The sequence below is a fragment of the Bacteroides sp. L008 genome, assembly GCF_040812255.1.
Taxonomy (GTDB): domain Bacteria; phylum Bacteroidota; class Bacteroidia; order Bacteroidales; family Bacteroidaceae; genus Bacteroides; species Bacteroides vicugnae.
On record NZ_JBFNXO010000001.1, the window covers coordinates 1,451,823 to 1,471,899 of the forward strand.

16 protein-coding genes and 1 riboswitch are annotated in these 20,077 nt (G+C 43.8%); of the genes, 11 read left to right on the forward strand and 5 right to left on the reverse strand.

Annotation, left to right across the window (positions count from 1 at the left end):
• Positions 1 to 36: 36 nt before the first annotated feature.
• Complete coding sequence (locus AB3G73_RS05900) at positions 37 to 729, reverse strand: glycine zipper family protein (protein WP_148366967.1); 693 nt, start codon at positions 727 to 729, stop codon at positions 37 to 39.
• 25 nt (positions 730 to 754) lie between these two features.
• A complete protein-coding gene (locus AB3G73_RS05905) occupies positions 755 to 3,067 on the reverse strand; it encodes a UvrD-helicase domain-containing protein (protein ID WP_320982802.1) in 2,313 nt (770 codons plus the stop codon).
• A gap of 146 nt (positions 3,068 to 3,213) precedes the next feature.
• On the opposite strand from AB3G73_RS05905, the gene AB3G73_RS05910 reads away from it, so the two are divergent.
• From AB3G73_RS05910 to AB3G73_RS05955, 10 genes are all read left to right on the forward strand, one after another.
• Positions 3,214 to 4,953, forward strand: coding sequence for an RHS repeat domain-containing protein (locus AB3G73_RS05910; RefSeq protein WP_148366969.1), 1,740 nt, complete (start codon positions 3,214 to 3,216; stop codon positions 4,951 to 4,953).
• Between the two features lie 75 nt (positions 4,954 to 5,028).
• Positions 5,029 to 5,646 (forward strand): superoxide dismutase, encoded by a 618-nt coding sequence (locus AB3G73_RS05915; protein WP_148366970.1) that lies wholly within the window; start codon positions 5,029 to 5,031, stop codon positions 5,644 to 5,646.
• 150 nt (positions 5,647 to 5,796) lie between these two features.
• Positions 5,797 to 7,776, forward strand: a complete 1,980-nt coding sequence (locus tag AB3G73_RS05920; RefSeq protein ID WP_297284802.1) for a HAMP domain-containing sensor histidine kinase — start codon at positions 5,797 to 5,799, stop codon at positions 7,774 to 7,776.
• A gap of 55 nt (positions 7,777 to 7,831) precedes the next feature.
• Positions 7,832 to 7,925, forward strand: a riboswitch (TPP riboswitch).
• Positions 7,926 to 7,986: 61 nt separating this feature from the next.
• The gene (gene thiS / locus AB3G73_RS05925) at positions 7,987 to 8,187 is read left to right on the forward strand and encodes a sulfur carrier protein ThiS (protein ID WP_148366972.1); all 201 of its coding nucleotides are present in this window, start codon (positions 7,987 to 7,989) and stop codon (positions 8,185 to 8,187) included.
• A 4-nt stretch (positions 8,188 to 8,191) separates the two neighbouring features.
• On the forward strand, positions 8,192 to 8,848 hold the full coding sequence (locus tag AB3G73_RS05930; protein ID WP_195649600.1) for a thiamine phosphate synthase: 657 nt from the start codon (positions 8,192 to 8,194) through the stop codon (positions 8,846 to 8,848).
• A 121-nt stretch (positions 8,849 to 8,969) separates the two neighbouring features.
• Entirely contained in the window at positions 8,970 to 9,743 is a 774-nt protein-coding gene (locus tag AB3G73_RS05935) for a thiazole synthase (RefSeq protein WP_004295706.1), read from the forward strand.
• A gap of 13 nt (positions 9,744 to 9,756) precedes the next feature.
• On the forward strand, positions 9,757 to 11,454 hold the full coding sequence (gene thiC / locus AB3G73_RS05940; protein ID WP_195649601.1) for a phosphomethylpyrimidine synthase ThiC: 1,698 nt from the start codon (positions 9,757 to 9,759) through the stop codon (positions 11,452 to 11,454).
• Between the two features lie 90 nt (positions 11,455 to 11,544).
• Positions 11,545 to 12,669, forward strand: coding sequence for a 2-iminoacetate synthase ThiH (gene thiH / locus AB3G73_RS05945; RefSeq protein WP_148366975.1), 1,125 nt, complete (start codon positions 11,545 to 11,547; stop codon positions 12,667 to 12,669).
• A gap of 4 nt (positions 12,670 to 12,673) precedes the next feature.
• Positions 12,674 to 13,366: a HesA/MoeB/ThiF family protein gene (locus AB3G73_RS05950; protein ID WP_234133551.1), complete on the forward strand. Its 693-nt coding sequence runs from the start codon at positions 12,674 to 12,676 to the stop codon at positions 13,364 to 13,366.
• 62 nt (positions 13,367 to 13,428) lie between these two features.
• Positions 13,429 to 14,037 carry a thiamine phosphate synthase gene (locus tag AB3G73_RS05955; RefSeq protein WP_148366977.1) on the forward strand — a complete coding sequence of 203 codons (609 nt, stop codon included), beginning with the start codon at positions 13,429 to 13,431 and terminating at the stop codon, positions 14,035 to 14,037.
• A 136-nt stretch (positions 14,038 to 14,173) separates the two neighbouring features.
• On the opposite strand, the gene AB3G73_RS05960 is transcribed toward AB3G73_RS05955, so the two are convergent.
• The 3 genes from AB3G73_RS05960 to ppdK form a co-directional block, all read right to left on the reverse strand.
• Positions 14,174 to 14,746 (reverse strand): porin family protein, encoded by a 573-nt coding sequence (locus AB3G73_RS05960; RefSeq protein WP_148366978.1) that lies wholly within the window; start codon positions 14,744 to 14,746, stop codon positions 14,174 to 14,176.
• A 196-nt stretch (positions 14,747 to 14,942) separates the two neighbouring features.
• Positions 14,943 to 15,458, reverse strand: a complete 516-nt coding sequence (locus tag AB3G73_RS05965; protein WP_148366979.1) for an outer membrane beta-barrel protein — start codon at positions 15,456 to 15,458, stop codon at positions 14,943 to 14,945.
• Between the two features lie 243 nt (positions 15,459 to 15,701).
• Positions 15,702 to 18,422 (reverse strand): pyruvate, phosphate dikinase, encoded by a 2,721-nt coding sequence (gene ppdK / locus AB3G73_RS05970; protein WP_195649602.1) that lies wholly within the window; start codon positions 18,420 to 18,422, stop codon positions 15,702 to 15,704.
• A 247-nt stretch (positions 18,423 to 18,669) separates the two neighbouring features.
• On the opposite strand from ppdK, the gene rlmD reads away from it, so the two are divergent.
• Positions 18,670 to 20,040 carry a 23S rRNA (uracil(1939)-C(5))-methyltransferase RlmD gene (gene rlmD / locus AB3G73_RS05975; RefSeq protein WP_259023465.1) on the forward strand — a complete coding sequence of 457 codons (1,371 nt, stop codon included), beginning with the start codon at positions 18,670 to 18,672 and terminating at the stop codon, positions 20,038 to 20,040.
• Positions 20,041 to 20,077 lie beyond the last annotated feature (37 nt).

Genomic DNA, 20,077 nt, shown 5'->3' on the forward strand with positions numbered 1-20,077 from the left:
CACTATGTTTGAACCGGATATTCCGGGCTGTTATTTCTAGTTTCCGCGCTGTGTAGGCAGAGTAAATTCTTGCGAATCACAAATCACTCCATTCTCGTCCGCCACTGCGACACGGAATGTCACTTCACCGTCTTTCAATTTTTCACCTGCATGAATGGAAGCGGTATAACGGATGCCTTCACCCGGAAGAATTTCCTCCACCATCACGGAAGGAGAAATGCCGAGATGCTTCACCTTCCCCACCGTTTCTACCACAGGAACTACATTATAAACTGGATTTCTCCCTTCATTCATAATCTCAAAGATTATCTTGCTATTTTCTCCCGCATCAATCACATGACTGCGATTATCATCTATAAAACGGATCTTGCGCAACTTCAGTTGAGAAATAGGCTGTTGCACCTGTGGCTGCTTCTTATATTTTTGCACACGGACTTCCCTCACTTCAGGAATATACGCATCTTCCTCTATTTGCTCTTGTCTTGGCGCCGTCAACGCGTTTCCAATAGCCGCACCGGCAATGGTTCCCACAATATTCCCAATAGCAGAACCACGGTAACCGCCTCTCCAGCCACGATTATTATCTCCGATAAGTCCACCTATCGAACCTCCCAGACTACCTCCGATAGAAGCACCTGCCATGATAGCTCCCGGATTTCCCATACGCCCCGACGCACATCCACTCAAAATCAAAGCGGAAAGCAAAATTACTGTTAGTTGTTTCTTCATGAGTCTCTCTATTTAGTGTTATTATTTATTCTACCACTTTAAAACGAGCGAAACGTAATAATAGTTGTTTGTCTCCCGCATTTTTAAAATGAATAGTTGCTTTCGCATTGTCTCCCGTTCCTTCTACTTTAATCACTTCACCCAATCCGAAACGTTCGTGCTCTATCATCTGTCCGGCCTGTACTCCTGCTACCGATGCCGAAGTGGAAGAGGTTGCCTGTGCACCGTTACTTGGGCTAACAGTACTAACTTTCTTCAAATTCCTCGGTACGCTGGGAGCAATGATCTGTGCTTTCGGACGTTGCTGTAAGGAAGCGCGGAAACGTCCCGCACCTTCATCGACAGCCCGGCTCACTCCTGCCTCATGCGGCAGTTGCAAGTAATGAACATCGATATCACGCAAGAAACGACTGGGGCTTCCAAATTCCATCTTTCCATAACGGAAACGGGTTTTGGCAAAAGACAGATAACAATGTTCCTCCGCACGAGTAATTGCTACATAGAACAAACGACGTTCTTCTTCCAGTGCCCGGGGAGAATCTCCTACCATCCCACTGGGAAACAGGTTTTCTTCCAGACCGACCACAAATACATTCTTAAACTCCAATCCTTTAGCCGAATGGACTGTCATCAACGTTATCTTTTCTCCATCATCCGCCTTATCGGAATCCTGATCGGTAAGCAATGCAATCTCCGAAAGGAAATCGGTAAGAGACACATTCGGGCTACCCTCCTCCTGCCGCAAAGCGCAGAAGTCGTTGATACCATTCACCAACTCTTCTATATTTTCCTTACGGCTTAGATTCTCGGGGGATGTGTCCTGACAGACATCATTGATAATGCCGGACTGACGGATGATATTCGTTCCCATTTCATAAGCGTTCTTATCCGCCTGATCGACAATGAAACTTTCTATCAATTCACGAAAGCCTTGCAGTTTCGCATGCGTTCCTTTATTTATATCCAACCCATAAGTTAATGGTTCGCAGAGTGCCGCCCAAAGACTTACACCATGATCAGTAGCCGCCGATATAATCTTCCCGACCGTCGTATCTCCAATGCCACGCGCCGGATAATTAATGATTCGCTTGAATGCTTCTTCATCATTCGGATTCACTACCAAACGGAAATAAGCAATCACATCTTTTATCTCTTTTCGCTGGTAGAACGAAAGTCCTCCGTAAATCTTATAAGGTATACTTCGTTTCCGAAGAGCCTCTTCAAAAATACGGCTTTGTGCATTCGTACGATACAGGATAGCAAAATCAGCATATCCGTAGCGATACTCCCGACGCAGTTCTGCAATCTTATTAGCTACAATATCACCCTCTTCTACATCGCTATATGCCTGAAACACACCGATAGGTTCCCCCTTTTCTTTCTCTGAAAACACGGCTTTCCGTATCTGACGTTCATTCTTCTCAATCAGGCTGTTGGCAGCACAAACAATGGTTTGCGTGGAACGGTAATTCTGCTCCAGTTTAAAGACTTTCGTATTGGGGTAGATTTTTGTAAAATAGAGAATATTGTCAATATCCGCCCCACGGAAAGAATAGATACTTTGCGCATCGTCTCCCACGACACAGACCCGTTGATTTTCTTTAGTCAGTTGCAGGACAATGCTATGCTGCGCATAATTCGTATCCTGATACTCATCTACCAGCACATAACGGAACTGATCCCGGTAGCGTGCCAACACTTCCGGAAAGTCACGGAATAAAATATAGGTGTACACCAGTAAATCATCGAAATCCATTGCACCTGCCTGACGACATCTGTCCCAATAACGGGTATAGATATCACGGATAGCAGGCATCTTGGCGGCCATATCTCCTTCGTAGGCCTCTTTATTGGCAGCATACCCCGTGGGAGTAACCAGATGGTTCTTGGCATTGGAGATGCGTGCTTGCACTACTCCCGGCTTATACGTTTTCTCGTCCAATCCCATCTCCTTGATGATGGAGCGAAGCAGACTCTTACTATCAGCCGTATCATAGATGGTAAACTGGGAAGTAAAACCGATATATTGTGCTTCGGCACGAAGAATCCGTGAGAAGATGGAATGGAAAGTTCCCATCCACAAATAACGTGCCCGTTCCATACCGACCTGACGGGCAATACGCTCTTTCATCTCACGTGCAGCCTTATTGGTAAAGGTTAATGCAAGGATATTCCATGGATTATACCCGTTCTCCTGCTCCAGCAAGTAAGCGATTTTATAAGTCAATACACGCGTTTTTCCCGAACCGGCACCGGCTATCACCAGTGAAGGACCGTCATTATAAGTCACTGCTGCACACTGACTCTCGTTTAATTCCTCTATATAATTGGTATTCATAACAGCATTATAAAAACTATGTGGATTTTTAACAAACCCTTGGCACTCAAATTTGTTCTCAATACAAAAGTATAATATTCATTCGAGAATGAAGGTATTTTTATGAATTTTCATCACTAACTATTTTAACCTAACACCAAAAAGCAATGAAAAGAAGTATATTTTTATCGATTATTTTGAGTTCGTTTCTGGTTGCCTGCATCCCACAGGCAATGGCACAAAAGCAGAGCCGCCTGGAAAAGCTGCTAAGGTATCTGAACGATAATGACGCCGACAAATGGCAGAAGAACCGTGATAAGATAGACACCGAGACTCAAAGCTATTACGCCGAAGAACTGGCATTATTGGATGTGCTCAACGAATTATGGAACGAGCAAAGCGAACAAGCCGCCGCCAATTATTTCGGATGCTATGAAAAGGCTGCGAAAGCCTATTTCCCGAATATCTGCGAAGAAGAGAAGATACAACTTTCCAACGTGCAAGACAAAGCGGAACAAGCTGTCATCTCTGTTCTGGAGGCTTCGAAAGACCAGATTCCTTTTAGCAAGACATTGATGGACAGCATCCAGTCAAGCGGTTATCCGGCAGACTCCGCCATTTTACAAAAGGTACGGGACATCCGTGAAATGGCCTTACTGGAAGGGATGCTGAAAACACCCACGCTGAATATTTATCAAACGTACATCACTGAATATCCGAACGGCAAATTTATCTCTCAAATCAACGCTGCGGAAAACAAACGGCTTTACCAGATTGTAAAGAGTAATCCGACATCGGAGAATTTCAAGGCATTCTTTGATAATGCCGATATGCAGAAATTTTTCACTGATAAAGATACGCGTCCATTCCTTCCGGAAGTTCGCACGCTATACGACGATTTTCTGTTTCAAGGGATCGACAGCCTCCGGGAAAAAGGAAATGCGACAGCCATCCGGCAGATCATTGACGAGTATAAGCAATCACCTTACCTGACTTCCACTGCGCGTACTCATCTGGATGATCTTGAATATCTTAGTGAAAAGGCTGATTTCGAGCTTTTAAAAGCTGCCATTGTCAGTTCCGAATCATTGAGCATGCTGCAGGATTTTCTTTGCACACACAGGTACAAGGAATTTCGTGACCAGGCCAATGCACTACGGACACCGTTTATCCTACAAACAATCGTATCTACCCCTACCTCTGTGAAATACTATAATGGAGGACGATTGATAAAGTCTGCGGAAAATGACAGTACAGGAAATATATCGACCACTTATTCGTATGACGATAAGGGACAGCTCATTTCCACCCTGTCGCTTACCATAAAAAACGGTCAGCCAAGCAATGAAATACAAACGAACAGATTATACGATCCGCAAGGCCACTGCATCTTTGAAGTGCAAACGAATCCGAAAACCAAAACGGACCTCTACCGGCGGACACGCCGTATCGGTACGGATGGAAGTATCGAGAGTGATTCACTCAAGTATACAGATGGAAGAGTTATCATAAGTTCCTATGATAAACAGGGGTTATTGACCGAAACCAAAGAGTATAATAAGAATGGAGAACTTCAGGCGTACACCGCAAACAAATATGATGATAAGGGCAGATTGATTTCATCGCAACATCAAAATTTGCTTTTCGCCAATTCTCCGGATCAGATTATATCACAAAAAGATGCTTATGAATACGATAAATACGGCTATCTGACACAGATCGTCTACCAACGGATTTTGGGCAATAACCAGAAAACATCCGGATGCCTGATCTGCCTGTACGATAAATACGGAAACCGGATCGATAGTAATTCTTATTATGAATATGACAATACGGGCCAATGGACCTGCCGTACCAACCGTGATCATCCGAAAGATGTGGAACGTATACAGTACATTTATAAATAAAGCAAGATAGTGTGAACATTTTGCAGAGGGCTTCTGTTATTATAGTATAACAAGCCGATTAAAACTTGTAACATTATGAATACTATATTAATGTCTTTAATTATGATGACCATGACTTACGAAATGCCTAAACTTCCTTATGCAAACAATGCATTGGAACCTGTAATCAGTCAGCAAACAATAGATTTCCATTACGGAAAACATCTACAAACGTATGTAAATAATCTGAATAGCCTCGTGCCCGGTACAGAATATGAAGGTAAAACGGTAGAAGAAATCGTTGCAGCCGCACCGGATGGAGCTATATTCAATAACGCCGGACAAGTATTGAATCACAATCTGTACTTCCTGCAATTTGCCCCGAAACCTTCGAAAAAGGAGCCAACCGGCAAACTGGGAGAAGCCATCAAACGTGACTTCGGCAGCTTTGAAAACTTCAAGAAAGAATTCAATGCAGCAGCAGTCGGGTTGTTCGGTTCAGGATGGGCCTGGCTATCCGTAGATAAAGACGGTAAACTGAAAATCACTAAAGAAGTGAACGGAAGCAACCCAGTACGCGCCGGTTTGAAACCGCTTCTCGGATTTGACGTTTGGGAACACTCTTATTATCTGGATTACCAAAACCGCCGTGCCGACCATGTTAACGCCCTGTGGGATATCATCGACTGGGATGTGGTTGAAAAAAGAATGTAATCGGATTTCATAGACTAAACTATACTTATGAAAAGGTCGTTGTGTATTTCACAGCGACCTTTTTTACAGACTAAAAAAAACTGACTTTTATTGTATATCAGACGCATTAGTTGTATTTTTGCAACTAATAATCCAACATAACAAACAATTATGATACTATATAAAAGAAAAAAAATACGATTTATCGTCTCCATTGCAATCCTTTTCTTCCCTCTTTTTTGCAATGCTGCCACCACAGAAGAATCTGCGGGAGAAATTCTGTTCATCACCTCTTATAATTCGGATACTAAATACACCTACGACAACATCAGTACATTTATAGAAACTTACACCCGATTGGGAGGAAAATACTCGACCATCGTAGAAAACATGAATGCAACAGACTTAACGCAGGCACACCAATGGAAAAAAACATTAACCGATATTCTGGATAAGCATCCGAAAGCTAAATTAGTGATTCTTCTGGGTGGGGAAGCATGGAGCAGTTTCCTCCATCTTGAAGATGAAAAATACAAGCAGCTTCCTGTTTTTTGCGCAATGGCATCACGCAACGGAATCCGTATTCCGGAGGATTCGATCGATATCCGAGACTATAATCCAGTAAGTATCGACTTAACGGAACGAATGAAAGACTATAATGTAAAATACTGTAATTCATACGAATACAATATCAGCAAAGACATAGAAATGATACAGGATTTCTATCCGGATACCGAGCATCTGGTATTTGTATCGGATAATACATACAACGGACTTGCCGAACTGGCATGGTTCAAGAAAAACCTGCAGCATTTCCCGCAGTTATCTATCACTTACATCGACGGTCGCATCCATACACTTGATATGGCTGTCAATCAATTGCGCAATCTTCCCAGAAACACGGCAATGTTACTTGGCATCTGGAGAATCGACAGCCGGGGTATCACCTACATGAGCAACTCTGTTTATGCTTTCTCCAAAGCCAATCCTCTCCTGCCTGTGTTCAGTATGACTTCCACTGCCATTGGTTACTGGGCTATCGGAGGATATGTCCCGCAATATGAAGGAGTGGGAAAAAGCATGGGAGAATATGCTTACCGTTTTTTAGACCAGAAGGAAACTGATATCAGCAGTATCAATATCTTGCCCAACAGATATAAATTTGATGCGAAGAAACTAAAAGAATGGGGATTTGAAGACAAGAAGTTACCTGTCAACTCAATGGTCATCAATCAGCCCATCCCGTTCTTTGTAGCTTACAAGACAGAAGTGCAGTTCATCCTGATCATATTTCTCGTATTAGTAGGAAGCCTGATGATTTCCTTGTATTACTATTACCGGACTAGAATCCTGAAGAACCACCTTGAAAAAACGACGAAACAATTACGGGAAGATAAAAAGAAGCTGGAAGAGTCTGAAGTTGAATTACGTGACGCCAAGGAACGTGCCGAAGAAGCCAATCAGTTGAAAAGTGCCTTTGTTTCGAATATGAGCCACGAGATACGGACACCTTTAAATGCCATTGTCGGTTTCTCCAGCCTGATTATCGGCTCTGTTGAGCAAAATAAGGAACTGAAAGAATACGCAGATATTGTCCAGACCAATTCTAATTTACTGCTACAATTGATTAGTGACGTACTGGATATATCACGTCTGGAATCAGGGAAACTGCAATTCAATTATGAATGGTGTGAGCTGGTGAACCATTGCCAGAATATGATTACCCTGACCAACCGGAACAAGACAATGGATGTAGACATCAAACTTCAAATGCCTAAAGAACCCTATAAGCTCTACACAGACCCGTTACGCCTGCAACAGATTATTATCAATCTACTGAATAATGCGCTGAAATTCACTCCCGCCGGAGGAAGTATCACGCTGGATTATAAAGTGGATGAGGAAAAGCAATGTATGCTGTTCTCCGTGACTGATACCGGCACAGGAATCCCCGAAGACAAGCAGGAACTCGTATTCCAACGTTTCGAAAAGCTGAATGAATTCATGCAGGGTACGGGATTGGGACTGGCCATCTGCAAACTGACCATCCAATATATGGGAGGTGATATCTGGATTGACAAAAGCTATAAGAATGGTGCCCGGTTTATCTTTTCCCATCCCATCAAAAAACAAAAATCAACAGAAAAATGAAAAAAAATCGGATGATTTAGTGTTTTTCTGTTTCTTTTTCGCTTACTTTGCCCCTGTAAAGACAAAGGGGTGCCCCTCGAGGGGCTGAGATTATACCCTAGGAACCTGATGCAGTTAGTACTGACGTAGGGATTGTGTTTCTTCGTTATCGCCTTTCCATTCAAGCACGCTCTTTGTATTTACTTTCAATTTATTTATTCTGATAGGACAATGAAAGTACAAGTGAACAACAAAGAGGTGGAAATTATTCCTGATTCTACCCTTACACAACTGACAGCACAGCTCGAACTTCCTGTTCAAGGCATTGCTATCGCCGTAAACAACAAAATGATTCCCCGTACCGAATGGGAAGGTTTCATATTGCATGAGAACGACAACCTGGTGATTATCAAAGCTGCTTGCGGAGGATAAGGGAATGGTCAGTCTACAATTTATCACGCATCAGACCGAACGGTATTCGTACCTCGAATCGGCACGTATGGCACTCGAAGGAGGGTGCAAATGGATCCAGCTACGCATGAAAGACGCTTCTCCCGAAGAAGTGGAGGCAGTAGCCTTGCAACTGAAACCGCTCTGCAAAGAACACGAAGCGATCTTGATTCTGGACGACCACGTCGAACTGGCGCAAAAGCTGGAAGTGGACGGTGTGCATCTGGGTAAAAAAGATATGCCTATCGACCAAGCTCGCCAGATACTTGGAGAAGCCTTCATTATCGGCGGCACCGCAAATACATTCGAAGATGTCGTACAGCACTACCGTGCCGGAGCCGATTATCTCGGCATCGGTCCTTTCCGGTTTACCACCACTAAAAAGAATTTAAGCCCTGTACTGGGATTGGAAGGTTATTCCTCCATCCTTTCACAGATGAAAAAGGCGAATATCGAAATCCCCGTAGTAGCGATTGGAGGAATCACTTATGAGGATATCCCTGCCATACTTCATACAGGAGTCAACGGGATAGCCCTGTCGGGAACCATTCTCGGAGCGGACAATCCGGTAGAAGAGACACGTAGAATCATTGATTCACCACAGAGTACACAGAGTTTTTCGTTCTTTCCTAAAACAGAATGATAAACACATATACTCTGTGTAACTCCATAATGAATAAGAAATCATCAGACCTCCGTGTCCTCTGCGTCCTCTGTGGTGAACTCATAAATTAGCATTTAAATAATCAACTAAAATACATAAAATGGAAAAGTTAGTAATTGCGGGACGCGAATTTAACTCCCGTCTTTTCCTGGGAACAGGAAAATTCAATTCCAATGAAGTAATGGAACAAGCTATTCTGGCTTCAGGCACGGAAATGGTTACTGTTGCCATGAAACGAATCGACATGGACAACAAAGAGGATGACATGCTGAAACATATTATCCATCCGAATATTCAGCTATTGCCCAATACTTCCGGTGTACGTAATGCAGAAGAGGCTGTTTTTGCCGCACAGTTGGCTCGCGAAGCCTTTGGAACAAACTGGTTGAAACTGGAAATTCACCCGGACCCGCGTTATCTGCTCCCTGACTCTATCGAGACACTGAAAGCTACGGAAGAACTGGTAAAACTAGGTTTTATCGTGTTGCCTTATTGTCAGGCTGACCCCGTACTCTGCAAACGTCTGGAAGAGGCGGGCGCAGCTACCGTTATGCCACTCGGTGCACCAATCGGTACTAATAAAGGATTGCAGACCAAAGAATTCCTGCAAATCATAATCGAACAGGCAGGTATCCCGGTGGTCGTAGATGCGGGTATCGGTGCACCCAGTCATGCTGCCGAAGCAATGGAACTGGGAGCTTCCGCTGTATTAGTAAATACTGCAATAGCCGTTGCCGGAAATCCGGTAGAAATGGCAAAAGCATTCAAAGCGGCTACAGAAGCCGGAAGACAGGCTTACGAAGCAGGATTAGGATTACAAGCCGTAGACTTCGTGGCAGAAGCAAGTTCACCTCTAACGGCTTTTCTTGATTAAAAACGAATAAACTATGGAACAAAAAATAAAATTTCCCCGCTCACAGAAAGTCTATTTACCCGGTAAACTTTATCCGAATATCCGTGTAGCCATGCGGAAAGTGGAACAAGTGCCCAGTGTCAGCTTTGAAGGCGAAGAAAAGATAGCAACACCCAATCCGGAGATATATGTATATGATACCAGCGGACCGTTCAGCGATGCAAATATGAGCATCGATCTTAAAAAAGGGCTGCCCCGTATGCGCGAAGAATGGATTGTGAGTCGTGGCGATGTGGAACAACTCCCTGAAATCACTTCGGAATACGGACGTATGAGAAGGGATGATAAAAGTCTCGATCACTTACGCTTCGAGCACATCGCCCTGCCCTATCGCGCTAAAAAAGGAGAGGCAATCACTCAAATGGCGTATGCCAAAAGAGGGATGATCACTCCTGAAATGGAATATGTAGCGATCCGCGAAAACATGAATTGCGAGGAACTGGGAATTAACACTCATATTACTCCTGAATTTGTCCGTCAGGAGATTGCAGAGGGACGTGCCGTATTACCAGCCAATATCAACCACCCGGAGGCCGAACCGATGATTATCGGACGCAACTTCCTTGTGAAAATCAATACAAATATCGGAAATTCAGCTACTACTTCAAGCATAGATGAAGAAGTGGAGAAAGCATTGTGGAGCTGTAAATGGGGGGGAGATACTTTGATGGATCTTTCCACCGGAGAAAATATTCATGAAACACGTGAATGGATCATCCGCAATTGTCCCGTACCGGTCGGTACTGTTCCCATCTATCAGGCACTTGAAAAAGTGAACGGCATAGTAGAAGACCTCACCTGGGAAATCTACCGGGATACATTGATCGAACAATGTGAACAAGGCGTAGATTACTTCACCATCCATGCAGGTATCCGCCGCCATAATGTTCATCTTGCCGACAAGCGGTTGTGCGGTATCGTCAGCCGTGGAGGAAGTATTATGAGCAAATGGTGTCTCGTACACGATCAGGAAAGCTTCTTATACGATCACTTTGATGATATTTGTGATATTCTGGCACAATATGACGTAGCCGTTTCCTTAGGAGACGGACTTCGCCCGGGCTCCATCTATGATGCGAACGACGAAGCGCAGTTTGCCGAACTGGATACCATGGGAGAATTAGTGCTTCGTGCCTGGAACAAGAATGTTCAGGCATTTATCGAGGGACCCGGACATGTTCCGATGCATAAAATTAAAGAGAACATGGAACGTCAGATTGAGAAATGCCATGACGCCCCATTCTATACGCTCGGCCCGTTGGTGACGGACATTGCTCCCGGATACGACCATATCACTTCTGCTATCGGTGCCGCACAAATCGGATGGCTGGGTACGGCCATGCTTTGTTATGTCACTCCGAAAGAACACCTTGCCTTACCCGACAAGGAGGACGTACGTGTAGGAGTCATTACCTACAAGATAGCCGCTCATGCCGCTGACCTGGCAAAAGGTCATCCGGGTGCACAGGTACGGGACAACGCATTGAGTAAAGCCCGCTATGAGTTCCGCTGGAAAGATCAGTTCGACCTGTCTCTCGACCCGGAACGGGCACAGACCTATTTCCGTGCAGGACATCATATCGACGGAGAATATTGTACAATGTGCGGACCCAATTTCTGTGCAATGAGACTGTCACGCGATTTAAAGAAAAGCGCTAAAACCAACAAATAATGAGTGGGGAGAAACAAAAAGTCAGCCCACTGACCGAACCTGCCCTCCCCTCATTTTAATTTTTAATTTTCAATTCTCAATTTAATAAGAATGTTCTCCGACGAATTAGAAAAAATATCCTGGGAAGAGACGACAAAAGCCATCTATTCCAAAACAGATGCCGACGTACGCCGTGCATTGGGTAAAAAAGAGCATCTGGATGTCAACGACTTTATGGCGCTGATTTCACCTGCCGCCACTCCTTATCTGGAAGTGATGGCACGCCTTAGTCAGAAATATACGATGGAACGGTTCGGTAAGACTATCTCCATGTTCGTACCGCTCTACCTGACTAATTCATGTACCAACTCCTGTGTCTATTGCGGTTTCCACATCAGCAATCCGATGAAGAGAACAATACTGACAGAGGAAGAGATTGTCAACGAATACAAAGCCATCAAACGGTTGGCTCCCTTTGAAAACCTGCTGCTTGTAACTGGTGAGAATCCTGCCGCAGCAGGCGTTCCGTACATTGCCAAGGCACTGGATTTAGCGAAGCCTTACTTCAGCAATCTGCAAATTGAAGTAATGCCTCTTAAAGCGGAGGAATACAAGGAACTGACAAATCATGGCCTGAACGGAGTGATCTGTTTTCAAGAGACTTACAACAGAGCAAATTACAAAACGTACCATCCGAGAGGCATGAAATCCAAATTCGAATGGCGTGTAAACGGCTTCGACCGTATGGGACAGGCAGGTGTACACAAAATTGGCATGGGTGTCCTGATCGGTCTGGAAGAATGGCGGACAGACGTTACGATGATGGCTTATCATCTGCGTTATCTGCAGAAGCATTACTGGAAAACAAAGTACAGCGTAAATTTCCCGCGTATGCGCCCGTCTGAAAATGGCGGATTCCAGCCGAATGTAGTCATGAACGACCGGGAACTGGCTCAACTTACATTCGCTATGCGAATCTTCGACCATGACGTAGATATCTCCTATTCCACCCGTGAGAGTGCAGAAATTCGAAATCACATGGCAACACTCGGCGTCACAACCATGAGTGCAGAGAGTAAAACAGAACCGGGAGGATATTACAGTTATCCTCAAACGCTGGAACAATTTCATGTAAGTGACGAACGGAAAGCGGTTGAAGTGGAACGTGATTTAAAGAGATTAGGCCGTGAACCGGTCTGGAAAGATTGGGACCAGTCTTTTGACTTTAAAAGATAAGCAGATGCGGTACGACAGACAAATCATACTTCCCGAAATCGGAGAAGAAGGTCAGAAGAAACTGCAGGAAGCCAAAGTGCTTATTGTAGGCGTGGGAGGGTTAGGCTCTCCCATCGCCCTTTACCTGACAGGTGCGGGTGTGGGCTGTCTCGGACTGGTAGATGATGATCTGGTAAGCATCACTAACCTGCAACGGCAAGTTCTCTATTCCGAAAAGGAATTGGGTAAACCGAAAGCCTTGTGTGCAGCCGGACGACTCTCCGCTCTCAACAGTGGGATCAGGATCTATCCCTACTCTACCCGGCTGACGAAAGATAATGCGTATGATATTATTCAGAAATACGACATAGTGGTCGACGGCTGCGACAATTTTGCCACCCGCTACCTGATTAACGACATCTGCATTAAACAGGAAAAACCCTACGTATATGGAGCCATCTGTGGTTTTGAAGGACAGGTTTCTGTGTTCAATTACGGAAATCAGAAGAAAAACTACCGGGATCTTTATCCTGACGAAGAAGAAATGCAGCGGATGCCTCCTCCGCCTAAAGGTGTAATAGGAGTTACTCCTGCTATTGTCGGGAGTGTGGAAGCTACGGAAGTGTTGAAAATTATCTGTGATTTTGGTGATGTTTTAGCCGGTAAACTATGGACAATCGACCTGCGGACATTGCAATCTAACAAATTTTCACTATAAAGGTTGGTTTCTGACATAGTTAATTAGTAACTTTGCTAGACAATCCAATTTTAACGAAAGAAATGAAACTAATTGTAGTTACCACCCCTACCTTCTTTGTCGAAGAAGATAAGATAATTACCGCTCTTTTCGAAGAGGGGCTGGATGTCCTACATCTTAGGAAACCGGAGACTCCGGCTATGTATTCAGAACGGCTGCTGACTCTTATTCCGGAGAAATATCACCGCCGCATTGTCACGCATGAGCATTTTTATCTAAAAGAGGAATTCAATCTGATGGGAATCCACCTGAATGCCCGTAATCCCAAAGAGCCGCATGACTATTATGGCCATATCAGTTGTTCGTGCCATTCAGTGGAAGAGGTGAAAAACAGAAAGCATTTTTATGATTATGTTTTTATGAGTCCTATCTATGACAGTATCTCTAAAGTGAATTACTATTCAACCTATACTGCCGAAGAATTGCGCGAAGCACAAAGAGCGAAAATCATCGACTCTAAAGTAATGGCATTGGGAGGCATCAATGAAGATAATTTACTGGAGATTAAAGATTTCGGTTTTGGAGGGGCTGTCGTATTAGGAGATCTTTGGAACAAATTCGATGCCTGTCAGGATCAGAACTATTTAGCCGTAATCGAGCACTTTAAAAAGTTGAAGAAGTTATCAGATTAATGAAAAGCCGATGGTAAACTGACTGTGCATTCCCATTATACCCACAATAAAAGAAATGACTTTCTCAATCATGAACTAAAAAAGCCGCTGCAAATTGTCTTCTGCAACGGCTTTCTGTATTTTCAGTGTTTTCTTATCAGAACTTATATCCCACGATAATAGAGAAGTTCATATTTTTAGGATTGCCAACTTTTTGTACGTCAACTAAACCGAATTGACCATCCAAACCTGCAATGATCTTACCAAACTCCAATGCGACTCCCACACCAAGACCAGCATCAAAACGTTTCAAACCATCATCACCGAAAGTATTCTCTTTATGCTCCGTATTATTTCCTAAGTCAAACTTTGTCTTACCGGCAATACCACAAGCAAAATAAGGACCTGCATTAACCACCAGATTAGTATTATCTGCTACATTGAAACGCGCAGCAGCCATTACCGGCAATTCCAAATACATTGCATTAATGCTACTTCCATCTTTCTTTGCCCCCTTGCTAGTCAGGAATAATGAAGGTTGCAGTGACCATGTATCATCAAAAGCATATTCAAAACCTCCACCAAGTTTGAATCCAACCTTTGCATTCAGGTCAAGATCACCGGTGTAATTACTAAAGTTCATACCTACTTTGGCATTCCAACCTGTAATTTGAGAGAAACCTGCCACTGAAATCAGTGCAAATAAAACAAACAAAACACTCTTCTTCATAATTTTAAAGTTTTAAATTAATACTAAGGGATTTTATTACCCCTCCCTATTTAACAATACAAATGTATAATTGTAATTCGTATTAAACAACTTTTTCGTTAACAAGTGCGTAATTTATAGAGTTTATACATAGAAAAAGGGAATTCCCTATTTTTGAGAACTCCCTTTCCTATTTGATTAAACTGTTTTCCTCTTATCAGAAAGCGTAATGGAAACCAATTGAAAGATCTTCACTGGTAAGTTCAAGACCAAAAGAATCTCCAAGCGTATTTACATTTCTACGATATCCCAAGAAACCATACTTGGCAATAAAAGAAAAGTGATCGTTCAATTTAACGGCAATACCCGGTCTAAGTCCCACTTGTCCAGCCTTGGTGGTGTCTCCATCTTTAATTTTCACGAAGCCGATAGCAGCAGTTCCGTCCAGAAACAGACGGACAGCACCGGTTTCACAATAAGACCAACGAATGTACGGAGCTACAAATACAGAGTTTGCAGTTTGTCCTGTAACATAATTGTGTGAATAGTCCAATTCAGCACCCAATGCCCATGTCTCATTAAAGTTGTATCCGATTTCCGGAGCAATTTTAAAAGAGGTAGTGTTGCCTGTACTGTTACGCCACAGATTCAAAGATCCGCCTACGTAAATGTCTTGTGCTTTTACAGCGATAGTTGCCAACATTACAACTACCAATAATAAACCCTTTTTCATCTTCTTTGTTTTTTAAATTAAACGTTAGACCCCAATTCGGTCGATTTCTGGGGTGCAAATGTAAAGCTGTTTTTACGATTAAACAAACATTTGGTTAGTTTTTTATAATAAATACCAAATATTTATTTAACCAAGAGAACGAATGCCCAAGACAAAGCGGACATAAAAAATAGACTGCAAATACTTTCACAAGTATTTACAGTCTATTTATCAGATAGTTAAGTACCTAACCAGCGTATTTGACTATCCTTCTATTGCAGCCTGCGCCGCCGCCAGTCTGGCAATCGGCACTCTGAACGGAGAACAACTAACGTAGTTCAAACCTACCCGGTGGCAGAACTTCACAGAAGAAGGCTCACCACCATGTTCACCACAAATACCACATTTCAGATCCGGACGGATAGCACGGCCCTTTTCTGTAGCCATACGTACCAATTGTCCCACACCATTCTGGTCGAGAACCTGGAACGGATCCACTTTTAAAATCTTCTTTTCCAGATAAACAGGAAGGAAAGAAGCTATATCATCACGAGAATAACCGAAAGTCATCTGCGTCAAGTCATTTGTACCGAATGAGAAGAACTCGGCAGAAGAAGCGATACGGTCGGCAGTCAAAGCAGCACGCGGGATTTCGATCATTGTACCAACTTTGAAGTCGATACTATCTCCCACTTCCTCAAACAACTTCTTTGCTTCCGAGCGGATTACATTTTCCTGCTCCTTGAATTCATACAGGATACCAGTCAACGGAACCATGATTTCCGGATGAGTTTCCACTCCTTCTTTCTTCAGTTCCAATGCAGCACCTAAGATGGCACGTGTCTGCATCTGTGTAATTTCAGGATAAGTATTTCCCAGACGGCAACCACGGTGACCCAACATCGGGTTATGCTCACACAGTGATTCTACACGCTGCTGGATATATTGCAAGCTCACCCCCATAGTATCTGCCATTTCCTGCTGTCCTTTCAAATCGTGAGGAACGAACTCGTGCAAAGGAGGATCGAGCAAACGGACAGTTACCGGACAACCTGCCATTGCTTTAAAGATACCCTTAAAATCTTCCTGTTGGTATGGAAGAATCTTAGCCAATGCTTTCCGACGTCCTTCCGCATTTTCTGCCAGAATCATTTCACGCATTGCCTTGATCTTTTCACCCTCGAAGAACATATGCTCCGTACGGCAAAGACCGATACCTACCGCACCGAAGTTACGGGCGACTTCCGCATCATGAGGAGTATCCGCATTCGTACGTACCTGCAAACGGGTATATTTATCAGCCAATGTCATCAATTCTGCAAAGTCACCGGAAAGTTCTGCAGCTTTCGTTTCCACCTTGCCATTATATACCACACCTGTACTTCCGTTCAAAGAAATATAATCTCCTTCTTTCAAAACAACGCCGTCGATTTCTACAGTACGGTTCTTATAATCAATATTCAATGCACCCGCACCCGATACACAGCACTTACCCATGCCACGAGCCACCACAGCAGCATGAGAAGTCATACCGCCACGAGCCGTCAGAATACCTTCGGCAACTGCCATACCCGCCAAGTCTTCCGGAGAAGTCTCGATGCGAACCATCACCACGCGTTTACCGGCAGCATGCCATTCAGCAGCGTCATCGGCGAAGAATACAATCTGGCCGGTTGCGGCACCCGGAGAAGCCGGAAGACCACGAGTCAGCACTTTGGCTTTCTTCAAAGCATCTTTATCAAATACAGGATGAAGCAGTTCGTCCAGTTTATTCGGCTCCACACGCATCAAAGCAGTTTTTTCGTCAATCATGCCCTGACGGAGCAAATCCATAGCAATCTTCACCATGGCAGCACCCGTACGTTTACCGTTACGCGTCTGAAGGAACCAAAGTTTACCTTCCTGTACGGTGAACTCCATGTCCTGCATATCTTTATAGTGATTTTCCAGTTTGGTCTGAAGAGCATCCAGTTCTTTATAAATTTCCGGCATTGCCTCTTCCATGGAAGGGAACTTCGCCGCGCGAACATCTTCGGTAACGCCAGCCAACACAGCCCAACGTTGAGAACCGATTTTGGTGATCTGTTGCGGAGTACGAATACCGGCCACAACGTCTTCACCTTGCGCGTTGATCAGGTATTCACCGTTGAAAAGGTCTTCACCTGTACCGGCATCACGCGAGAAACACACACCTGTAGCCGAAGTATCACCCATATTACCGAATACCATAGCCTGTACATTGACAGCCGTACCCCATTCATCAGGTATACTTTCCATCTTACGGTAAAGAATAGCGCGTTCATTCATCCATGAATCAAATACGGCACAGATAGCTCCCCACAGTTGTTCGTATGCACAAGTCGGGAAATCTTTTCCCGTCTGTTCCTTCACGGCAGCTTTAAATTTCTTTACGAGTTCCTGCAAGTCTTCCACTTTCAGCTCGTTATCCAGTTCCACCCCTTTCGCTTTCTTCACCTCTTCGATGATGGCTTCAAACGGGTCGATATCATCTTTATTAGTAGGCTTCATGCCCAGAACCACATCACCGTACATCTGTACAAAACGACGATAAGAGTCCCATGCAAAGCGTGCATTACCAGTCTTACGGATAATTCCTTCTACCACTTCATCATTCAATCCCAAATTCAAAATCGTATCCATCATACCCGGCATAGATGCGCGTGCACCGGAACGTACAGACACCAACAAAGGATTTTCAATGTCACCGAATTTAGATTTCATCAACGCTTCCACATGGGCGATCGCTTTTACTACTTCATCTTTCAGCAGCTCAACCACTTTATCACGCCCTAGCGTATTATATTCCGTACAAACATCTGTAGTTATTGTGAATCCGGGAGGGACAGGAATTCCGATTAAATTCATTTCAGCAAGGTTGGCTCCCTTACCACCGAGCAAATTCTTCATGTCAGCTTTTCCTTCTGCCTGACCATTACCAAAGGTATAAACTCTTTTTTTATCCATAATATTGTGTTTAAAGTTACATTATGACTATTATCTTTTCGCAAATCTAAGGATATTTCGCAAACTTGAAAACTTTTTGCGAAAAAACTTTCTATCAAAATGCAATTTCGACATTACAATCCGGAATATTTCTATATACCCGAATTTTTTCCAAAAAAAATACCTACTTTTGCAAAGTAATTATTAGACTGGTGTAAAAGTGGCAAGAAAGAAAAAAGAGCTTCCCTTATTGGAGAAGGTAACAATCATGGATGTGGCTGCCGAAGGAAAAGCCATCGCAAAAGTAAACGACCTGGTGATTTTTGTTCCCTATGTAGTGCCGGGTGATGTGGTAGACCTGCAAATCAAGCGTAAAAAGAATAAATATGCCGAAGCTGAAGCGGTGAAGTTTCACGAGCTGTCACCCAATCGCGCTGTTCCTTTCTGCCAACACTATGGCGTATGCGGTGGCTGCAAGTGGCAAGTGCTCCCCTATTCGGAGCAAATCAGGTATAAGCAAAAGCAAGTGGAAGATAATTTGAGACGTATCGGAAAGATCGAACTTCCCGAAATTTCCCCGATTCTCGGTTCTGCCAAAACGGAATTCTACAGAAACAAACTGGAGTTCACCTTTTCAAACAAACGCTGGCTGACTAATGAGGAAGTCCGTCAGGATGTGAAATATGACCAGATGAATGCGGTGGGTTTCCACATTCCGGGAGCCTTCGACAAAGTGCTGGCCATCGAGAAATGCTGGTTGCAGGATGATATATCCAACCGCATCCGGAATGCAATACGTGACTATGCTTACGAGCATGATTACTCTTTCATCAATCTGCGCACACAGGAAGGTATGCTGCGGAATATGATCGTACGCACATCCTCAACCGGGGAACTGATGGTGATCGTTATTTGTAAGATTACGGAAGAGCACGAAATGGAACTGTTCAAGCAGTTACTCCAATTCGTAGCGGACTCTTTCCCTGAAATAACGTCCCTTCTATACATTATTAATAATAAGTGCAACGATACCATCAATGATTTGGATGTGCACGTATTTAAAGGGAAAGATCATATCTTTGAAGAGATGGAAGGACTGCGTTTCAAGGTCGGTCCGAAATCATTCTATCAGACCAACTCGGAACAGGCTTATAATTTATATAAAGTAGCCCGTGACTTTGCCGGACTAACAGGAAACGAATTGGTATACGACCTCTATACAGGAACAGGAACAATCGCCAACTTCGTCTCACGCCAAGCCCGTCAGGTGATCGGTATCGAATACGTGCCGGAAGCTATTGAAGACGCAAAGGTAAATGCAGAAATCAATGATATCAAGAATGCACTGTTTTATGCCGGCGACATGAAAGATATGCTGACACAGGATTTCATCAATCAGCATGGACGTCCGGATGTAATTATCACAGACCCTCCACGTGCCGGCATGCATCAGGATGTGGTTGACGTCATTTTGTTTGCTGAACCGAAACGGATTGTTTATGTAAGCTGCAACCCTGCCACTCAAGCACGGGATCTGCAGTTGCTTGATGAGAAGTATAAAGTGAAAGCCGTCCAACCGGTAGATATGTTCCCTCACACTCACCATGTAGAAAATGTTGTGTTACTGGAACTTCGATAAAAAGTTCACCGCAGATTACACAGGTTAACACAGATTT

Excerpts from the sequence above, each read along its gene's own strand:
- AB3G73_RS05915 (WP_148366970.1), top strand. The coding sequence starts at position 5,029 with ATGAATACTATATTAATGTCTTTAATTATGATGACCATGACTTACGAA.
- thiH (WP_148366975.1), top strand. The coding sequence starts at position 11,545 with ATGTTCTCCGACGAATTAGAAAAAATATCCTGGGAAGAGACGACAAAA.
- rlmD (WP_259023465.1), top strand. The coding sequence starts at position 18,670 with ATGGATGTGGCTGCCGAAGGAAAAGCCATCGCAAAAGTAAACGACCTG.
- AB3G73_RS05920 (WP_297284802.1), top strand. The coding sequence starts at position 5,797 with ATGATACTATATAAAAGAAAAAAAATACGATTTATCGTCTCCATTGCA.
- thiS (WP_148366972.1), top strand. The coding sequence starts at position 7,987 with ATGAAAGTACAAGTGAACAACAAAGAGGTGGAAATTATTCCTGATTCT.
- AB3G73_RS05930 (WP_195649600.1), top strand. The coding sequence starts at position 8,192 with ATGGTCAGTCTACAATTTATCACGCATCAGACCGAACGGTATTCGTAC.
- AB3G73_RS05955 (WP_148366977.1), top strand. The coding sequence starts at position 13,429 with ATGAAACTAATTGTAGTTACCACCCCTACCTTCTTTGTCGAAGAAGAT.
- AB3G73_RS05900 (WP_148366967.1), bottom strand. The coding sequence starts at position 729 with ATGAAGAAACAACTAACAGTAATTTTGCTTTCCGCTTTGATTTTGAGT.
- thiC (WP_195649601.1), top strand. The coding sequence starts at position 9,757 with ATGGAACAAAAAATAAAATTTCCCCGCTCACAGAAAGTCTATTTACCC.
- ppdK (WP_195649602.1), bottom strand. The coding sequence starts at position 18,422 with ATGGATAAAAAAAGAGTTTATACCTTTGGTAATGGTCAGGCAGAAGGA.
- AB3G73_RS05965 (WP_148366979.1), bottom strand. The coding sequence starts at position 15,458 with ATGAAAAAGGGTTTATTATTGGTAGTTGTAATGTTGGCAACTATCGCT.
- AB3G73_RS05950 (WP_234133551.1), top strand. The coding sequence starts at position 12,674 with ATGCGGTACGACAGACAAATCATACTTCCCGAAATCGGAGAAGAAGGT.
- AB3G73_RS05910 (WP_148366969.1), top strand. The coding sequence starts at position 3,214 with ATGAAAAGAAGTATATTTTTATCGATTATTTTGAGTTCGTTTCTGGTT.
- AB3G73_RS05935 (WP_004295706.1), top strand. The coding sequence starts at position 8,970 with ATGGAAAAGTTAGTAATTGCGGGACGCGAATTTAACTCCCGTCTTTTC.
- AB3G73_RS05905 (WP_320982802.1), bottom strand. The coding sequence starts at position 3,067 with ATGAATACCAATTATATAGAGGAATTAAACGAGAGTCAGTGTGCAGCA.
- AB3G73_RS05960 (WP_148366978.1), bottom strand. The coding sequence starts at position 14,746 with ATGAAGAAGAGTGTTTTGTTTGTTTTATTTGCACTGATTTCAGTGGCA.